We start from the raw sequence: 16057 nt of genomic DNA, 5'->3' as shown, positions 1-16057 counted from the left end.
GCAAGACGCTCGGCTGGGATACCCCAGCCGAGCGTCTACGTGATCTACTCACCGTCTGAAACCAAGCGGTGTTGCGACGACCCCTTGAACCTAAGGTCGACCGGTGCGGGCCCTTCCGCGTACCCCGCCGCGGCGGGGAGTCCGCTACTTGAGCGCCTGCGCCAGCTCGGCCAGCTCCTCGTAGGAGGCGGTGCCGGTGAGCACGGTGGTACCGCCCTCGCCCTGGAGGACGAGCGCGCGGGACTTGCTGCCCTGGATCCGCTCCCAGGCCCGCCCGGCCACCTCGGAGCCGCCGTCCGGCTTGCCGTCCGCCACCAGCGCGCCGACCAGCACGCTACGGGCGACATCGCTCTGCTCGACCGCCGCGTACTGCCCGGAGGGGGTGACGAAACCCAGGTGCCAGGCATTGCCCCGGCCGCCGCCCAGCGCCGCCGGGTCGTACTTGACCGAGGTGGCGCGCCACTTGTCGGAGAGGCCCTCGGGGGAGAGCAGCGAGTACGGCGCGGCGCGCTTCGCCGAGGCCGCGGCCACCTTGTACTCGACCGTGCGCACACCGTCGCCGTCGGCGTCGTGCGGCAGGAACAGGTACCCGACCCAGACCACCAAACCGACGGCCAGCATCGACAGGACCATGTCCCGTACCGACTGCCGGCTCCTCATGCCCTTGCTCTCTCCAGCCACCCCCACATGGTGACTCATCCCTTACGGGCGACCGGTACCCGGGGTGCCCACGTACGGGTGATCCGGGGTGAAGCGGCCGATTCCGACCCGGGGTGGCGACCCGCGCCACAGACAGTCATCTCGTGGGCAGATACGATCGCAGGACCCTCACCACGGCGTTCGACCTGGCAGTAGTCGGGCGCTCACTGGCCGTCGCGTACAGAGAGGTAACGACGATGACCACGCAGTACCCGCACAATCTCCCCAGCGCCCTTGAGGTCGCGCCCGAGGCTCCCGACCGGAACCTCGCACTCGAACTCGTCCGGGTCACCGAGGCGGCCGCGATGGCCGCCGGCCGCTGGGTCGGCCGTGGCGACAAGAACGGCGCCGACGGCGCCGCGGTCAAGGCCATGCGCACGCTCGTCTCCACCGTCTCGATGAACGGCATCGTCGTCATCGGCGAGGGCGAGAAGGACGAAGCGCCGATGCTCTACAACGGCGAGCGGGTCGGCGACGGCACCGGCGCCGAGTGCGACGTCGCGGTGGACCCGGTCGACGGGACCACCCTCACCGCCAAGGGCATGAACAACGCCGTGGCCGTGCTGGCGGTGGCCGACCGGGGCACCATGTTCGACCCGAGCGCCGTGTTCTACATGGACAAGCTCGTGGCCGGCCCGGAGGCCGCCGAGTTCGTCGACATCACCGCGCCGGCGGCCGTCAACATCCGCCGGGTCGCCAAGGCCAAGGGCAGCGCCGTCGAGGACGTCACCGTGGTCATCCTCGACCGGCCCCGCCACGAGGGCCTGGTCCAGGAGATCCGCGAGGCGGGTGCCCGGATCAAGTTCATCTCCGACGGCGACGTGGCCGGCGCCATCATGGCGGCCCGCGAGGGCACCGGCGTCGACCTGCTGATGGGCGTCGGCGGCACCCCCGAGGGCATCATCGCGGCCTGCGCGATGAAGTGCATGGGCGGCGTGATCCAGGGCCGGCTCTGGCCCAAGGACGAGGCCGAGCGGCAGAAGGCCCTCGACGCGGGCCACGACCTGGACCGGGTGCTCACCACCAACGACCTGGTCAGCGGCGAGAACGTGTTCTTCGTCGCCACCGGCATCACCGACGGCGAGCTGCTGCGCGGTGTGCACTACCGCCAGGAGACCGCCACCACCAGCTCGCTGGTGATGCGTTCCAAGAGCGGCACGATCCGGGAGATCCACTCCACCCACAAGCTGTCCAAGCTGCGGGCGTACAGCGCGATCGACTTCGACCGCGCCAACTGAACCGACCCTCCCGGCCGCGTTCCACCGCCCCGCGGCTTCGGCGAAATCCCCCTTCGCCGAAGCCGCGGGGCGTTCGCGTACCGCGGGGCGCCCGTCGGCCCCCGCTCAGCCCGCGATCCGGCTGCGGGCGGCCGGGATCCGGGTCGCCTCGTGCAGATCCGCGTCCCGGCGCCGCCGCCGGGCCAGCACCACCCGGCGCTCGGCGGCCGTCAGCCCGCCCCACACCCCGTACGGCTCCGGCTGGGCCAGCGCGTGCTCCCGGCACTCCAGCAGCACCGGGCAGCGCGCACAGACCTGCTTCGCCTGCTCCTCGCGGGAGAGCCGGGCCGCCGTCGGCTCCTTGGACGGGGCGAAGAACAACCCCACCTCGTCCCGCCGGCAGGCCGCACCGGTGTGCCAGGGGTTGTCGTCACCCTGCGACTGGGCGGCCGGCGGGCGCTCCAGCACCTGGGCGACGACGGGCGAGGTGGTGCGGGACTCGATCGGATGCAGCACGGCCGTACTCCTGACGAGGCTCTCGGACACGGGGAAGCTCGCTCCCCTGCCCGGCTGCGAGCCCCCGCTCTTCACCCCCCGAGCCGGCCTCAGGCCGCCTCCGGTGCGCAGCCGTACAAGAAGCGATGTGCGAGAGGAACTACCCCGCCGTAGCGCGATTCATGCACACTGCACGCAATCGACTACAGCCTGCACTCGCCGCAACGCCGAGTGCCCGGGCGGGAGTTGTTCCGACCCGGGCACTCGGCTCCGGCCCGCCTACTCGGTACCGAGCTGCTTGCGCACCCATTCCTTGAGCTTCTTGCCCTTGCGCGGCTTGGCCTCGCAGCCCCCGAACACCGCGGCGCCCTTGACCCGGACGACCGGCGCGTACGGGTCTGCGGCCGTCTGTTCCTTGACGTCGAAGCCACCGAAGACGCCGACCCCGCTGCCGTGCAGACTGACGTTCTCCGGCACCTTGATCTCGACACCGCCGAAGATGGCGATCACCTCGATCTCCACCTCGGGCGACTCGAACACGGCGTCGGTCAGGTCGATCTCGACACCGCCGAACACCGCGACCGCCCGCAGGCGCGAGCCGACCCGCCAGCGGCCCCGGCGGGAGGCCCCGCCGAAGATCGCCACCATGGTCGGCGCCTCCTGACGGGCCGGCAGCCGCACCGGTCCGGACGGACGGCCGTCCGGGGCGTCCAGCGGCGCCTTCTCGAAGGAGATCGCGCGGTGCGCGGGGAGGTCCCGGGTGAGCGGCACGAGATCGCCCAGCGTCCTGGCCCCGTAGGCGGCCTCGATCCGCTCGGCGTGCTCGTCCACGTTCAGCCGGCCCTCGGCGTAGGCGTCGCGCAGCAGCTCCGCGACCCGCTCGCGGTCGGCGTCCGAGGCCCGCATCTCGGCCTCCGCGACCGGGGCCCGGTCGGTCCGGACGGGAGGCTCGGCTCCCGGCTTGGTCATGGGTACGGGCGACTGCCCCTGGTCGTCCTGCGACGGCGAGTTGTCCACGGGCCAAGCCTAGTCAACCGGGCAAGTCCGTACGCGTGTCCGAGTGACCCCGGTCACGCAGGCAGACCTGTCCGCGTGCGACGTTTCCGCGGGTCCTACCCTTGAGGGTGCTTCGCCGACGCAGCCGGATCACTGGAACACTAAGGACCGCCCCCATGGCTCCCACGCCGGATTTCGAGTACAGCGACCTGCTCCCCCTGGGCGCTGACCCGACCCCGTACCGAAAGCTGACCTCCGAGGGTGTCTCCACCTTCGAGGCCGGCGGTCGCACCTTCCTCCAGGTCGAGCCCGAGGCCCTTCGGCTGCTCACCGCCGAGGCGATGCACGACATCTCGCACTACCTGCGCCCCGCCCACCTCGCCCAGCTGCGACGGATCCTGGACGACCCGGAGGCCAGCCCCAACGACCGCTTCGTCGCGCTGGACCTGCTGAAGAACGTCAACATCTCGGCCGGCGGCATCCTGCCGATGTGCCAGGACACCGGCACCGCGATCGTCATGGGCAAGCGCGGCCAGGGCGTGCTGACGCGGGGCGGCGACGAGAGCGCGATCGCCCGCGGCGTCTTCGACGCGTACACCAAGCTCAACCTGCGGTACTCCCAGATGGCCCCGGTGACCATGTGGGACGAGAAGAACACCGGCACCAACCTGCCGGCCCAGATCGAGCTGTACGCGACCGACGGCGACGCCTACAAGTTCCTGTTCATGGCGAAGGGCGGCGGCTCGGCCAACAAGTCGTACCTGTACCAGGAGACCAAGGCGATCCTGAACGAGGCCAGCATGCTCTCGTTCCTGGAGCAGAAGATCCGGTCGCTCGGCACCGCCGCCTGCCCGCCGTACCACCTGGCCATCGTGATCGGCGGCACCAGCGCCGAGTTCGCGCTGAAGACCGCCAAGTACGCCTCCGCGCACTACCTGGACAACCTGCCGACCGAGGGCAACGCCCGCACCGGCCACGGGTTCCGCGACCTGGACCTGGAGGCCAAGGTCACCGAGCTCACCCAGAAGATCGGCATCGGCGCGCAGTTCGGCGGCAAGTACTTCTGCCACGACGTGCGGGTCGTCCGCCTGCCGCGGCACGGCGCCTCGCTGCCGGTCGCGATGGCCGTCTCCTGCTCGGCCGACCGCCAGGCGCTGGGCAAGATCACCGCCGAGGGCGTCTTCCTGGAGCAGCTGGAGACCGACCCGGCGAAGTACCTGCCGGACACCACCGACGAGCACCTCGACGACGACGTGGTCCGGATCGACCTCGACCAGCCGATGTCCGCGATCCGCGCCGAGCTGTCCAAGTACCCGGTCAAGACCCGGCTCTCGCTCACCGGCACGCTCGTCGTCGCGCGCGACATCGCGCACGCCAAGATCAAGGAGCGCCTGGACGCCGGCGAGGGCATGCCCAAGTACCTCCAGGACCACCCGGTCTACTACGCCGGCCCGGCCAAGACCCCCGAGGGCTTCGCCTCCGGCTCCTTCGGCCCCACCACGGCCGGCCGGATGGACTCCTACGTCGACCAGTTCCAGGCCGCCGGCGGCTCGATGGTCATGCTCGCCAAGGGCAACCGCAGCAAGCAGGTCACCGACGCGTGCGCCGCGCACGGCGGCTTCTACCTCGGCTCCATCGGCGGCCCGGCGGCCCGGCTGGCCCAGGACTGCATCAAGAAGGTCGAGGTGCTGGAGTACGCCGAGCTGGGCATGGAGGCCGTCTGGCGCATCGAGGTCGAGGACTTCCCGGCCTTCGTCGTGGTGGACGACAAGGGCAACGACTTCTTCCGCGAGACCACCGAGGGCCCGCTGATCACCAGCCTGCGGGTGCGCTCCAAGGAGTAGCCGCGGCGCCTCCCGCCCGCTCCGCCCCACGCTCCACCGCCCGCCCCGGCCGCGAACCGCGCGACCGGGGCGGGGCCGTGCCGTCCGGGGCGGGGCCGTGCCGTCCGGGCGCCTCAGGCGTCGAAGTCGTACTCCAGCACGTAGGACGCCGCGTCGAGGGTCATCTCGTTGAGCTCGACGACCTGCCCCTCGTCGGCGAACGCGGTGCGGCAGATCAGGATGACCGGCGTGCCCGCCGACAGCTCCAGCCGGGCGGCCTCCTCCGCGCCGGGCATCCGCGACCGGACCTCCTCGCGGAAGTGCACCGGCTTGGCGCCGATCTCGGCGAGGCGCGCGTAGGTGCCGCCCGGACCGGTGTCCTCACGGGTGATCGCCGTCCCGGCGACCAGGCCCGCCGGCAGGTAGGACGTGGAGAGCAGCACCGGCTTGCCGTCCAGCACGAACCGTCTGTGCCGCACGCACATCGGCGCGCCCGGGTCGACCCCGAGCACCCGCGCCACGTGCTCCGGCGCCCCCTGTTCGGTGACCGACACCTGGTCCACGACCAGCGTCCGGTTGTCGATGTCCGCCGACCATATCGACCGCCCCGACCCCCACTGCCCCTGCGCGAGCCGCTGGATCCCGCGCCGCCGCAGCGGCCGGAAGTCCCGGACGAAGACCCCCGCGCCCTTGCGCGCCTCGGCGATGCCCTCGCTCTGCAGGACGCCGAGCGCCTGGCGGGCGGTCATCCGGGCCACCCCGTAGGTGTCCATGAGGTCGTTCTCACCGGGCAGCCGGTCGCCCGCCCGGTACTCGCCGCTGTCGATGGCCGCCTTGAGCGAGTCGGCGATCCGCTGGTACTTGGGCTGTTTCCCGCCGCTGCTGCCGACCATCGCCTGCTCCCTCGTCCTCGCCAGAAATCGTAGGCGTACCCGTGGCCACCGGTAAGCCGGTATGACCGGTCAGGCCGTTGACATCTCTAGAGATATTAGCTTCTCTAGAGATGCTGGGTAGTCGCCGAGCAGAACACAGGCACCGACAGCGACCAGGGCCGGCGCATCCACCGCCGTGTCCGCACCAGAGCAAGGAGCACTGCGGTGAGCACCCGTAAGCGCAACGCCGCGGCCTACCGACCGCGTGTGGGTGAACTCGTCCTCGACACCAGGACCGGACGCACCGGCATCTACATGGACAGCCTCGGCGGCGAGCACTACCTGCGGCCCCCGGGCGGCGGCCGCGAGTGGACCGCCCCGCCCGACCGCGTCGGCCCGGCACCGGCCCCGTCCCCCGACGACCCCGACCCGGACCACCCCGACCCGGAGGACCCCGCGCCGGAGAACCCCGCGCCGGAGAACAGGGCGCTGGAGAACCGGGCCCGGCTGAGCGCCCGGCTCGCGGCCCGCAACCGGGACTCGCGCCTCAACGAGAGCCGGGTCGCCTGAGGGGCCGCGCGGGCCGCGGCCCCGACGGGTGACCGGATCCGGCCACCGGCGGCGGCCGCCCCGGCCGGGTGGCACGGCGCGGACCGGCCGCGAAACGCGGACCGGGCCGCCCGCCGTGGAGGCGGGCGGCCCGGATCCGGGACCGCGGGTCCTACGGACGGCTGTTGATCACGCCGAACGGCTCGTAGGGCTTCTCCGACTTCTCGTCGGCGTGCTCCGGCTCGGTGACCTCGCCGCCCATCAGCTCCTGCGGGTCGACGTGCACCTCCTCGGCCGGGACGATGTGTCCGGCGACGTTCGCCGCCGCCTCGTCCACCACCTGGGTGTCCGCGGTGACGGGCGAGGTGGTCTCCGGCGCGGCCGACGGTGTCGCGGTGCTGGTGGGCTCGTTCTCGGCCATGGAGTGGCTGCCTTTCAGGTCATCGGGATTCGCTCGCGCCCGACCGAACTCGACCCAGGCGCCCGGACAGTATCGTGGGAGCCGTTAAATGTCCTATAAACATCGCGCAGCTTGTGCCGTTCTCCAGTGTTTGCAGCCGTCCGCCTAAGCTGATGCACCGCAGCGGGACCGCCGAACGCCCCGCGCGTCGCGCCTGCCGTCACAGGTCATCGGGGGAATTTCATGGAGCCTCAGGAAACGCCGCACAGCAACACGCTGCGCTTCCAGGTGCTCGGTCCGGTGCAGGCGCGGCGCGGCCAGGAGGCCCTGGCACTCGGGTCCCCGCAACAGCAGGCGGTACTGACCTGTCTGCTGCTGCAACAAGGCCGACTCGTCACCACGCAGGACCTTGTCGACGGGATCTGGGGAGAAAGGCCCCCACCGCAGGCAATCGCCGCATTGCGGACTTATGTTTCCCGGCTGCGAACCGTCATCGAGCCCCATCGGGAGGTCCGCGCACCCGCCGCGGTCCTGGTGTCCTTGCCCGATGGATACGCCTTGCGGATCTCCCCCGACGCTTTGGATCTGACGGTCTTCGAGAGCACCGTTTCCGAGGCGGCCGCCGCCCGGGCCGACGGCGATCCGGTCGAGGCGCACCGGCTGCTGGTCTCGGCCCTCGCGCTCTGGAGCGGGCGCGCCATCCCCGGCGTGCCCGGCCCCTACGCCGACACCCAGCGGCTGCGGCTGGCCGAGCGCCACGTCACGGTCTGGGAGGAGCGGTGCGCGGCCGCGCTGGAGATCGGCCTGCACACCGAGGTGGTCGCCGAGCTGAGCTCGCTCACCGCCGAACACCCGCTCCGGGAGCGGCTGCGCGAGCTGTTGATGCTCGCGCTCTACCGCTGCGGCCGCCAGGCGGAGGCGCTCGGCGTCTACACGGACACCCGGAAGCTGCTGATCGAGGAGCTCGGCGTCGAACCCGGCGCGGGGCTCTCGTCCATGCACGCCCGGATCCTGGCCGGCGACCCCACGCTCACCGCGCCCCACCCGCCCAGGCCCGCGCTGTCCGGCAGCCGCGAGGAGCCGGCCACCGGCGCACCGGCCCCGGCCCAGCTGCCCGCCGACGTCTCGGACTTCAGCGGTCGCGCCGGCCTGGTCGCCGAACTCCGGGCCGTCCTCCAGGGCGCGACCGGTCAGGCCGTGGTGGTGACGTCCCTCGCGGGCATCGGCGGAGTCGGGAAGACCACCCTCGCCGTGCACGTGGCGCACAGCGTCCGGGCCGACTTCCCGGACGGCCAGCTCTACGTCGACCTGCGCGGCGCGGGCGCCTCGCCCGCCGACCCCGCCGTCGTGCTCGGCGACTTCCTGCACTCCCTGGGCACCGCCGAGGTCCCCGACTCGCTGGAGCAGCGGGCCGCGCTGTACCGGTCCCTGCTGGCCAACCGCCGAATGCTCATCCTGCTCGACAACGCCCGTGACGCCGACCAGTTGCGGCCGCTGATCCCCGGCGTCTCGGGCAGCGCCGTCCTGGCCACCAGCCGCTCCCGGCTGGCCGGGATCCCCGGCGCCCACCTGGTGGACGTCGAGGAGCTGACCCCGGCCGAGGCCCTGGCGCTCTTCTCCGCCATCGTGGGCGAGCAGCGGGTGGCCTCCGAACCGGAGGCGGCCCTGGCCGTCGTCACCTCCTGCGGCTTCCTGCCGCTCGCCGTCCGGATCGCCGCGGCCCGGCTCGCCGGCCGGCCCCGGTGGAGCGTCTCCGACCTCGCCCGGCGCTTAGCGGACCAACGGCGGAGGCTCGACGAGCTTCAGCTGGGCAACCTCGCGGTGGAGACGACCATCGGCCTCGGCTACGGCCAGCTGCGGCCCGACGAGGCCCGCGCGTTCCGGCTGCTCTCCCTGGTGGACTCCCCCGACCTGCCGCTCGACGCGGCGGCCGCCCTGCTCGGCGAGGACGAGGCGCGAGCCGAGCAGCTGACGGAGGCCCTGGTCGAGGCGAACATGCTGGAGTGCTTCACCCCGGGGCGCTACCGCTACCACGACCTGCTGCGGCTGTACGCCCAGCGGCAGAACGAGAAGTGCGCCGACACGGAGGAGCAGCAGCGGGCGGTGCTCCGCCTGCTGCACCACCTGCTGCCGACCATGCGCAACGCCGCGCGCCTCATCGAGCCCGACGACCAGCTGTTCGAGCCGCTGGACGAGCTCACCGCGCCCGGTCTCGGCCTGCCGGACGACGCGCGGGCCCAGCAGTGGCTCCGGGCCGAGGTCGGCATGCTGCTGAGCAGCGTGGAGGCGGCCCTGGGCGGCCCGTCCGCGCTGCTGCGGCCCGCCCTGGACCTGCTGATCACGCTCAACAGCATCGTCGAGGACCCGACGCACGCCGCCCGGGCCCGCCGGCTGCTGGAGATCGCCGAGGCCAACGCCCAGTCGCACGACGACGCCCAGGCGCTCGCCCGGGTCCACTTCGCGCTGGGCACGCTGGAGTACTTCGCCAACAACTTCCAGGGCGCCGAGCGCTCACTGCGGGCGAGCCTCTCCCTCCAGGACCCCGACGACGTGACGGTGATGCGCTCGATGGTGGCCAACACCCTGGGCATCATCCTGAGCCTCGCCAACCGCGGCGACGAGGCGCTGCCGTTCTTCGAGCAGGCGCTCGGCATCAGCCGCGTGGTCGGCGCCCCGATCGGCGAGGCCCGGCTGCTCGGCAATATCGCCCGGGCCCAGCTGGACGTCGGCAAGAGCGCGGAGGCCGTGCGGTCGGTGGAGGAGGCCGTCGCCACGGCGCGGCGCTCCGCCAACGGCCCCTGCCTGGCGGACACCCTGTACCAACTCGGCGTGGTGCTGTCGTCCACCGGATCCCCGGGCGAGGCGGTCGACCACCTCCGGGAGGCGCACGCGCTCTACCAGTCCCAGCAGAACCGGCTGCGCGAGGGCTACGCGCTCGCCCGGCTCGCGGTGAGCCTGCTGGCCAGTCACCGGACGGCCGAGGCCGCCGAGGCCGCGGGCGAGTCGCTGGTGATCGCGCAGGAGATCGACGGCGCCTACTGCCAGGGCCTGGCCAACGCCGCGCTGGGCGAGGCACTGCTCAGCCTCGCCCAGCCGGCCCGTGGGCTGGCCTGCTTGCGCGAAGCCCACGCGATCTTCACTCGGCTCGGTGTGCCGGAGGCCTCCCCCGTGGCGGACCTCATCTCGCAACAGCACACCGAGCCCTTCCCTCCCCCCGCGCCGTAGGCCCCGCACACCCCCGTGCTTCCCCCGTGGAGGCCTTCCCCCGTGCGTCAGGCGCTCCCGCAGCCCCCCGGCTGCGGGAGCGCCCTCAACGCTTCCCCGGCGCTGGACTCCACTGTGCACCGGACCGATTGACGTTCGATAAACGTCGGCTTGTCGGCCAAAACCTGGAAAGAATCACAGGTCAGCGGTGGTTCCTACGGCACTGTGCGGCGTGCGGCCGTTCGCCGCACCACCCGGGCCCGCACCCCCGTGCTTCCGCAAGCCGGGCCACACCACCCCAACCGCCACGAGTTGGCCGGAAAGGGACCCTACGACGGAGTGATCACGCATATTCTCAGATGCCAGGACACAGACGAGCGCATTCGTCCGGTGGAGCGTCCGGAAACCGGAAACGGCAGCGCGGCGGCGCTCCCGCAGTGCAGAGTGTCTCTGTGCAAAGTGTCAGCGTGCAGTCAGTGTGACGCGGGGAGCGTGACGTACCGCCACCGGCAGCGGGCCGGCGGGGCAACGCGGGCGCCGGCAGGACGGCGGGCCGGCCTCGTCCGGCCGACCGGAGGCCCGGGTGGAAAGGTGCCTCTCAATCGTGACGACCGGACAGATATCGGACCCGTTCCCCCTCGACGAGGACGCGGACGGCGACGACGGGCCCGACGTCCTGCGCCGCCGTGCCGAGCGGGCGCTGCAGGCCGTCGCCTTCGACACCATCGGCGCCGGCTACGGCGAGGCCTTCCCCGCCAAGGGCGGCCAGCTCGCGTGCGGCCGCCGGCTGCTGGCCCGGCTGGAACCGGGGGCCGCCGTACTGGACATCGGCTGCGGCACCGGCGACCCGACCGTCCGGCAGCTGACCGCCGCCGGCATGCGCGTCACCGGTATCGACCTCTCGGACGTCATGCTCACCCTGGCCCGCGAGACGGCGCCGAGCGGGCCGATCGCGCCCGCCTTCCATCGCATCGACATGTACGACCTGGCCACCGAGCGCGCCGAACGGGCCTGGAACGTCCCCGCGCTGGGCCCGCGGGGCCACGGCGGGTTCGCCGCCGTCACCGCCTTCTTCTCCCTCATCCTGCTCCCCCAGGCCGAGATCCCCACCGTGCTGACCCGGCTGCGGGCCCTCCTGCGGCCCGGCGGGCTGCTGGCGCTCGGTATGGTCGAGGCGGACCTGGATCACGTTCCGCTGCCGTTCCTCGGACGGGAGCTGCGGATCAGTGGGTATCTGCGGGAGGATCTGGAACGGGTCCTGGTCGAGTCCGGGTTCGCCGTCGAGGAGCAGTCGGGGCATCCGTACGCGCCGGCCAGCACCTCGCTGCCGCCGGAGGAGCAGCTGTTCCTGTGCTGCCGACGCGTCGGCTGACCGTTCGCCACACCGACCGACCGCCCGACCAGAAGAGCCAGCACTCACCACCAATCCCAGGACAGGCAGCCGTGCGCGACCAGCTCAAACCCGAGGCCGGACAGCCACCTGCCCTCCCGGGCCCGCGCCGCACGTCGCCGGACCCGGAGGGGAGCGACGGCCCGCCCGCCGACGGCCCGGTCGCCCTCGGGCCGGGCACCGGCGGGCAGGCCGCCCTCGGCCAGGCGGTCGGCGGGCCGGGCGCCACCGGACGGTCCGTCACCGGCCAGGTCGCCGAGCGGCTCGCCTACCTGGACTCCGCCACCCGCCGGATCAACAGCGCCCTCGACCTGGCCGCCACCCTGCGCAACATCTGCCGGGTGCTCGTGCCGACCCTCGCCGACGCCGCCGTCGTCCACCTGCGTGACCCGCTGCCCAACGTGGAGCGTGAGCCCGGCTTCCCCGACGAGCTGCGGATCCACCACAGCCTCGGCACCCGGCTCGGCCGCCGGGGCCGCCCGACCACCGGCTCCGACCACCGCGGCTCCCGCTACGGCACCCGGTACGGCTCGCGCTCGACCGCGGACACCGGGCCCGCGACCCCGGTCACCCGGGGCGGCGCGCTCGCGCACACCCTGCTCAGCCGCCGCCCCGCCGAAGCGGCCGTCCTCGGCCCCGCCGGCACCACCACCGGCACCGGCACCGAGCGGACCACCGAGCTGCTGCGCGAGCTGTACGGCGCGCGCGGACTGGCCCGGCTCGGTCCGGGCTCCTCGGTGCTCGCCCTGCCACTGCGCGGGCGCAAGGCCGTCCTGGGCCTGCTGGTGCTGATCCGCCGGCCGCCCGAGAAGACCGGCCGCCCCAGCTTCGACGCCACCGACACCGCCACCGCGGCGCATCTCGCCACCCAGGCCGGGCTCGCCGTCGACACCGCCCTGCGGTACGCCCGCGAATGGGAGATAGCCAACGAGCTCCAGCGCAGCATGCTGCCGCTGCGCCTGCCCCAGCCGCACGGCGTCCGGCTCGCCCAGCGCTACCTGCCCGGTGAGCGCGGGGCGCAGGTCGGCGGGGACTGGTACGACGCCGTGCCACTGCCCGGCAACCGGGTGGCCCTGATCGTCGGCGACGTGATGGGCCACTCGCTCACCTCGGCCGCCATCATGGGCCAGCTCCGCACCAGCGCCCAGACCCTGGCCGCCCTCGACCTGCCCCCGCACGAGGTGCTCTACCACCTGGACGAACAGGCCCAGCGGCTGGGCCGGGAGCAACACCTGGCCACCTGTGTGTACGCGGTCTACGACCCGATCGCCAACCGGGTGGTGCTCGCCAACGCCGGGCACGTCCCACCGGTGCTCGTCCGACCGGACGGCACGGCCGAGTTGCTGGAACTGGATTCGGGCGCGCCGATCGGCGTCGGCGGGGTCGACTTCAACTCGGTGGAGCTGCCCGCCCCGCCCGGCTCCGCCCTGCTGCTCTTCACCGACGGCCTGGTGGAGACCCGCAACCGCCCGCTCAGCGACGGGCTGGAGCTGCTCCGTGCCCGGCTGGCCGCCACCCAGCGGCACACCCCGGAGCAGCTCTGCCAGGAGGCGCTGCGCATCCTGCCGCCGGGCGACCGGGGCGACGACATCGCGCTGCTGGCCGCCTGCTTCGACGGCATCCCGGCGGGGGACGTCGCGCACTGGTACCTCCAGCCGCGCAACGAGACGCCCGGCCGGGCCCGCCGCCTGGCCGCCCACACCCTGCGCCGCTGGGGGCTCGAAGAGCTGAGCGAGGCAACCGAGTTGATGGTCAGCGAGCTGGTCACCAACGCCGTCCAGCACGCCACCCGGCCGGTCACCCTGAGCCTGGTCCGCACCTCCCGGCTGCGCTGCGAGGTCGGCGACGACAGCCCGCTGCTGCCCCGTCCGAGGCGCACCGGGCCGGAGGACGAACGCGGGCGCGGGCTGCAGATAGTGGCCAGGTGCGCCGAGCGCTGGGGTGCCACCCGGCTGGGCACCGGCAAGGTGGTCTGGTTCGAACAGCGGCTTCCCTAGGGCGGGTCGGGCCCCGCGCCCGCCGCCCGGACGCGCCGGAGGGCGCCCGGCCGAGGGCCGGACGCCCGCCCCGCACGGTGTCAGACCCGCTCCGGCTCCTTCGCCGGGCCGGTCCCGCCCGTCGGGTCCGCCGTCCCCGTCCCCGTCCCCTTCGTCGCCTCCGCGCCGGCCGTCGGCCCGTCGGCCCCGTCCGGACCCGTGCTCCCGGACCGCTCCGACTCCAGCCGGGCCATCAGCCGCTCACCCTCCATGTCGACCCGGGGCACCACCTTCTCCAGGCGCTTCGGGAACCACCAGGCCGCCTTGCCGAACAGCGCCATCGCGGCCGGCACCAGGGCCATCCGCACCACGAAGGCGTCCACCAGCACGCCGACCGCCAGCGCGAAGCCGATCGGCTGGACGATCGGGTCGTGGCCGAAGACGAAGCTGCCGAAGACCGCGGCCATGATCAGCGCGGCCGCCGTGACCACTCGCGCACCGTTCCGCACCCCGGCGACCACCGCGTCCCGCGGCGCCGTGCCGTGGACGTACTGCTCCTTCATCCCGAAGACCAGGAACAGCTCGTAGTCCATCGCCAGCCCGAACAGCACCGCGATCAACAGGATCGGCACGAAGCTCACCACCGGGCCGACCTTCGGCACGTCGATCAGCCCGTCCAGCCAGCCCCACTGGTAGACCGCGACCACCGCGCCGAGCGAGGCCGTGATGCTGAGCAGGAAGCCGGCCACCGCCTTCAGCGGCACCAGGATCGAGCGGAAGGCCAGCGCCAGCAGTACCACCGCGATGGCGCCGATCACCGCCACGAAGGGCGGCAGCGCGTCGCCGAGCTTGGCGGAGACGTCGATGTTGGCGGCCGTGGTGCCGGTGACGTCGATCCGCGCGCCGGTCGAGGCCCGCAGCTCCTCGCGCTGGTCGCGGATCTCCTCGACCAGCTTCCTGGTGTCGGCGTGGTCCGGGCCGGTGGCCGGGATGACGGTCAGCAGGGCCGTTCCGCTCGGCCCGTCGACGGTCGGCGGCAACAGCGTGCGCACCCCGTCGAGCGTGCCCAGCTTCTCGGCCACCCCCTGAACGGCCTGCTCCGGCCGCTCCGCCCCGTGCGCGTCGACGACGACCACCAGCGGCGCGTTGAAACCGGGGCCGAAGCTCTCGCCGATCCGGTCGTACGCGGTGCGGGCGTCGGTGCCGGCGGCCTGCGAGCCACCGCCCGGCAGGCCCAGGCTGAGGCCGGCGGCCGGTACCGCGAGGACGGCCAGCGCGGCCAGCCCGGCGAACAGCACGGCCACCGGGCGGCGGACCACGAACCTCGCCCAGCGCTCCCCCAGGGTCGTCCGGCCGGAGGTCTTCAGGGCCCGCCGCCAGACCGGCAGCCGGTCGATGGCCCGGCCGGCGAAGCCGAGCAGCGCGGGCAGCAGGGTGATCGCGACGAGCACCGCCACCACCACGGCTCCGGAGGCGGACAGGCCCATCACGGTCAGGAAGGGCACCCCCGCGACGGCGAGCCCGGCGAGCGCGACCACCACGGTGAGACCGGCGAAGACCACCGCGCTGCCCGCCGTCGCGTTGGCGCGGGCGGCCGCCTCCTCCGGCTCCAGGCCCTCGGCGAGGTGCCGGCGGTGCCGGGAGAGGATGAACAGGGCGTAGTCGATGCCGACCGCGAGTCCGACCATCAGGGCCAGGACCGGCGCGGTGGTGATGATCTCGAACGAACCGGAGAGGGCCAGCAGCGCGGCCATCGCCACGCCGACGCCGAGCAGGGCGGTCAGCAGCGGCAGCCCGGCGGCGACCAGCGAGCCCAGGGTGATCACCAACACCACCCCGGCCACCATCAGACCGATCGCCTCACCGCCCTCGACCTGCGCCATCCGGTTGTACGCGTCACCGCCGAAGGCGACCGTCAGCCCGGCGTCGCCGGCCGGACCGGCGGCCGCCCGCACCGCGTCGCGCTGCTGGTCGGTGATGTCGGCGAGCGGGCGGTCGAAGGAGACCAGGGCCAGCGCGACCCGGCCGTCCGGGGAGACCGCGCCGGTGGCGTACGGGTCGGGCACCGCCGCGACACCGGGGACGGCGGCGATCCGGCCGACCGCCGCGCTGACGGCCCCGGCCGCCCGCTCGGTGGCGATGCCGCCGGCCTCCGGGGCGCCGAAGACCACCTGCGCCGCACCGTGGCCCTGCTCCGGGAAGGTGCCCTTGATCCGGTCCAGGGTGCTCTGCGCCTCGGTGCCCGGCACCTTGAACTCGTCGCTGGTCTTGCCCGCGAAGGCCCCGGCGGCGCCTCCGACCGCGATCAGCACCGCGATCCAGACGGCGAGCACGGCGCGCCTTCGACGGAAGCAGAAGCGGCCCAGGCGGTACAGGTACGTGGCCATGAGTGAACCCTCGATCACGTCGGTCGGCGGGCAGGTGCCCGAACAGGTC

At 73.2% G+C, this 16057-nt stretch carries 12 protein-coding genes; 6 read left to right on the top strand and 6 right to left on the bottom strand.

What is annotated here, in order from left to right:
* Positions 1–144: 144 nt before the first annotated feature.
* The gene (locus ACFXHB_RS28200; RefSeq protein ID WP_380577464.1) at positions 145–681 is read right to left on the bottom strand and encodes a DUF4245 domain-containing protein; all 537 of its coding nucleotides are present in this window, start codon (positions 679–681) and stop codon (positions 145–147) included.
* A gap of 215 nt (positions 682–896) precedes the next feature.
* Between ACFXHB_RS28200 and glpX the strand changes: the two genes are divergently transcribed.
* Positions 897–1937 (top strand): class II fructose-bisphosphatase, encoded by a 1041-nt coding sequence (gene glpX / locus ACFXHB_RS28195; RefSeq protein WP_380577463.1) that lies wholly within the window; start codon positions 897–899, stop codon positions 1935–1937.
* A 105-nt stretch (positions 1938–2042) separates the two neighbouring features.
* Here the strand turns inward: glpX and ACFXHB_RS28190 are convergent, their stop codons facing one another.
* A complete protein-coding gene (locus tag ACFXHB_RS28190; RefSeq protein ID WP_380577462.1) occupies positions 2043–2432 on the bottom strand; it encodes a WhiB family transcriptional regulator in 390 nt (129 codons plus the stop codon).
* Positions 2433–2690: 258 nt separating this feature from the next.
* Positions 2691–3428, bottom strand: coding sequence for a DUF1707 domain-containing protein (locus ACFXHB_RS28185; RefSeq protein WP_380577461.1), 738 nt, complete (start codon positions 3426–3428; stop codon positions 2691–2693).
* Positions 3429–3583: 155 nt separating this feature from the next.
* Between ACFXHB_RS28185 and ACFXHB_RS28180 the strand changes: the two genes are divergently transcribed.
* The gene (locus ACFXHB_RS28180; RefSeq protein ID WP_380577460.1) at positions 3584–5251 is read left to right on the top strand and encodes a fumarate hydratase; all 1668 of its coding nucleotides are present in this window, start codon (positions 3584–3586) and stop codon (positions 5249–5251) included.
* A 113-nt stretch (positions 5252–5364) separates the two neighbouring features.
* Here ACFXHB_RS28180 and ACFXHB_RS28175 read toward each other — a convergent pair whose 3' ends face one another.
* Complete coding sequence (locus tag ACFXHB_RS28175; RefSeq protein WP_380577459.1) at positions 5365–6123, bottom strand: GntR family transcriptional regulator; 759 nt, start codon at positions 6121–6123, stop codon at positions 5365–5367.
* Between the two features lie 204 nt (positions 6124–6327).
* On the opposite strand from ACFXHB_RS28175, the gene ACFXHB_RS28170 reads away from it, so the two are divergent.
* A complete protein-coding gene (locus tag ACFXHB_RS28170) occupies positions 6328–6672 on the top strand; it encodes a hypothetical protein (protein ID WP_380577458.1) in 345 nt (114 codons plus the stop codon).
* A gap of 151 nt (positions 6673–6823) precedes the next feature.
* On the opposite strand, the gene ACFXHB_RS28165 is transcribed toward ACFXHB_RS28170, so the two are convergent.
* Entirely contained in the window at positions 6824–7072 is a 249-nt protein-coding gene (locus ACFXHB_RS28165) for a hypothetical protein (protein ID WP_380577457.1), read from the bottom strand.
* A 222-nt stretch (positions 7073–7294) separates the two neighbouring features.
* Here ACFXHB_RS28165 and ACFXHB_RS28160 point away from each other — a divergent pair, with 222 nt between their 5' ends.
* The 3 genes from ACFXHB_RS28160 (at position 7295) to ACFXHB_RS28150 (ending at position 13642) form a co-directional block, all read left to right on the top strand.
* Positions 7295–10276 (top strand): BTAD domain-containing putative transcriptional regulator, encoded by a 2982-nt coding sequence (locus ACFXHB_RS28160; protein ID WP_380577456.1) that lies wholly within the window; start codon positions 7295–7297, stop codon positions 10274–10276.
* A gap of 583 nt (positions 10277–10859) precedes the next feature.
* Positions 10860–11627, top strand: a complete 768-nt coding sequence (locus ACFXHB_RS28155) for a class I SAM-dependent methyltransferase (protein WP_380577455.1) — start codon at positions 10860–10862, stop codon at positions 11625–11627.
* 71 nt (positions 11628–11698) lie between these two features.
* Positions 11699–13642 (top strand): SpoIIE family protein phosphatase, encoded by a 1944-nt coding sequence (locus ACFXHB_RS28150; protein WP_380577454.1) that lies wholly within the window; start codon positions 11699–11701, stop codon positions 13640–13642.
* Positions 13643–13722: 80 nt separating this feature from the next.
* Here ACFXHB_RS28150 and ACFXHB_RS28145 read toward each other — a convergent pair whose 3' ends face one another.
* Positions 13723–16008, bottom strand: a complete 2286-nt coding sequence (locus ACFXHB_RS28145) for an MMPL family transporter (RefSeq protein ID WP_380577453.1) — start codon at positions 16006–16008, stop codon at positions 13723–13725.
* Positions 16009–16057 lie beyond the last annotated feature (49 nt).

Origin of the sequence: Kitasatospora sp. NPDC059327 (assembly GCF_042752535.1) — a bacterium.
Taxonomy (GTDB): Bacteria; Actinomycetota; Actinomycetes; order Streptomycetales; family Streptomycetaceae; genus Kitasatospora.
Note: the sequence above shows the minus strand (reverse complement) of the source record. Positions and strands in the feature narration are given on the sequence as shown.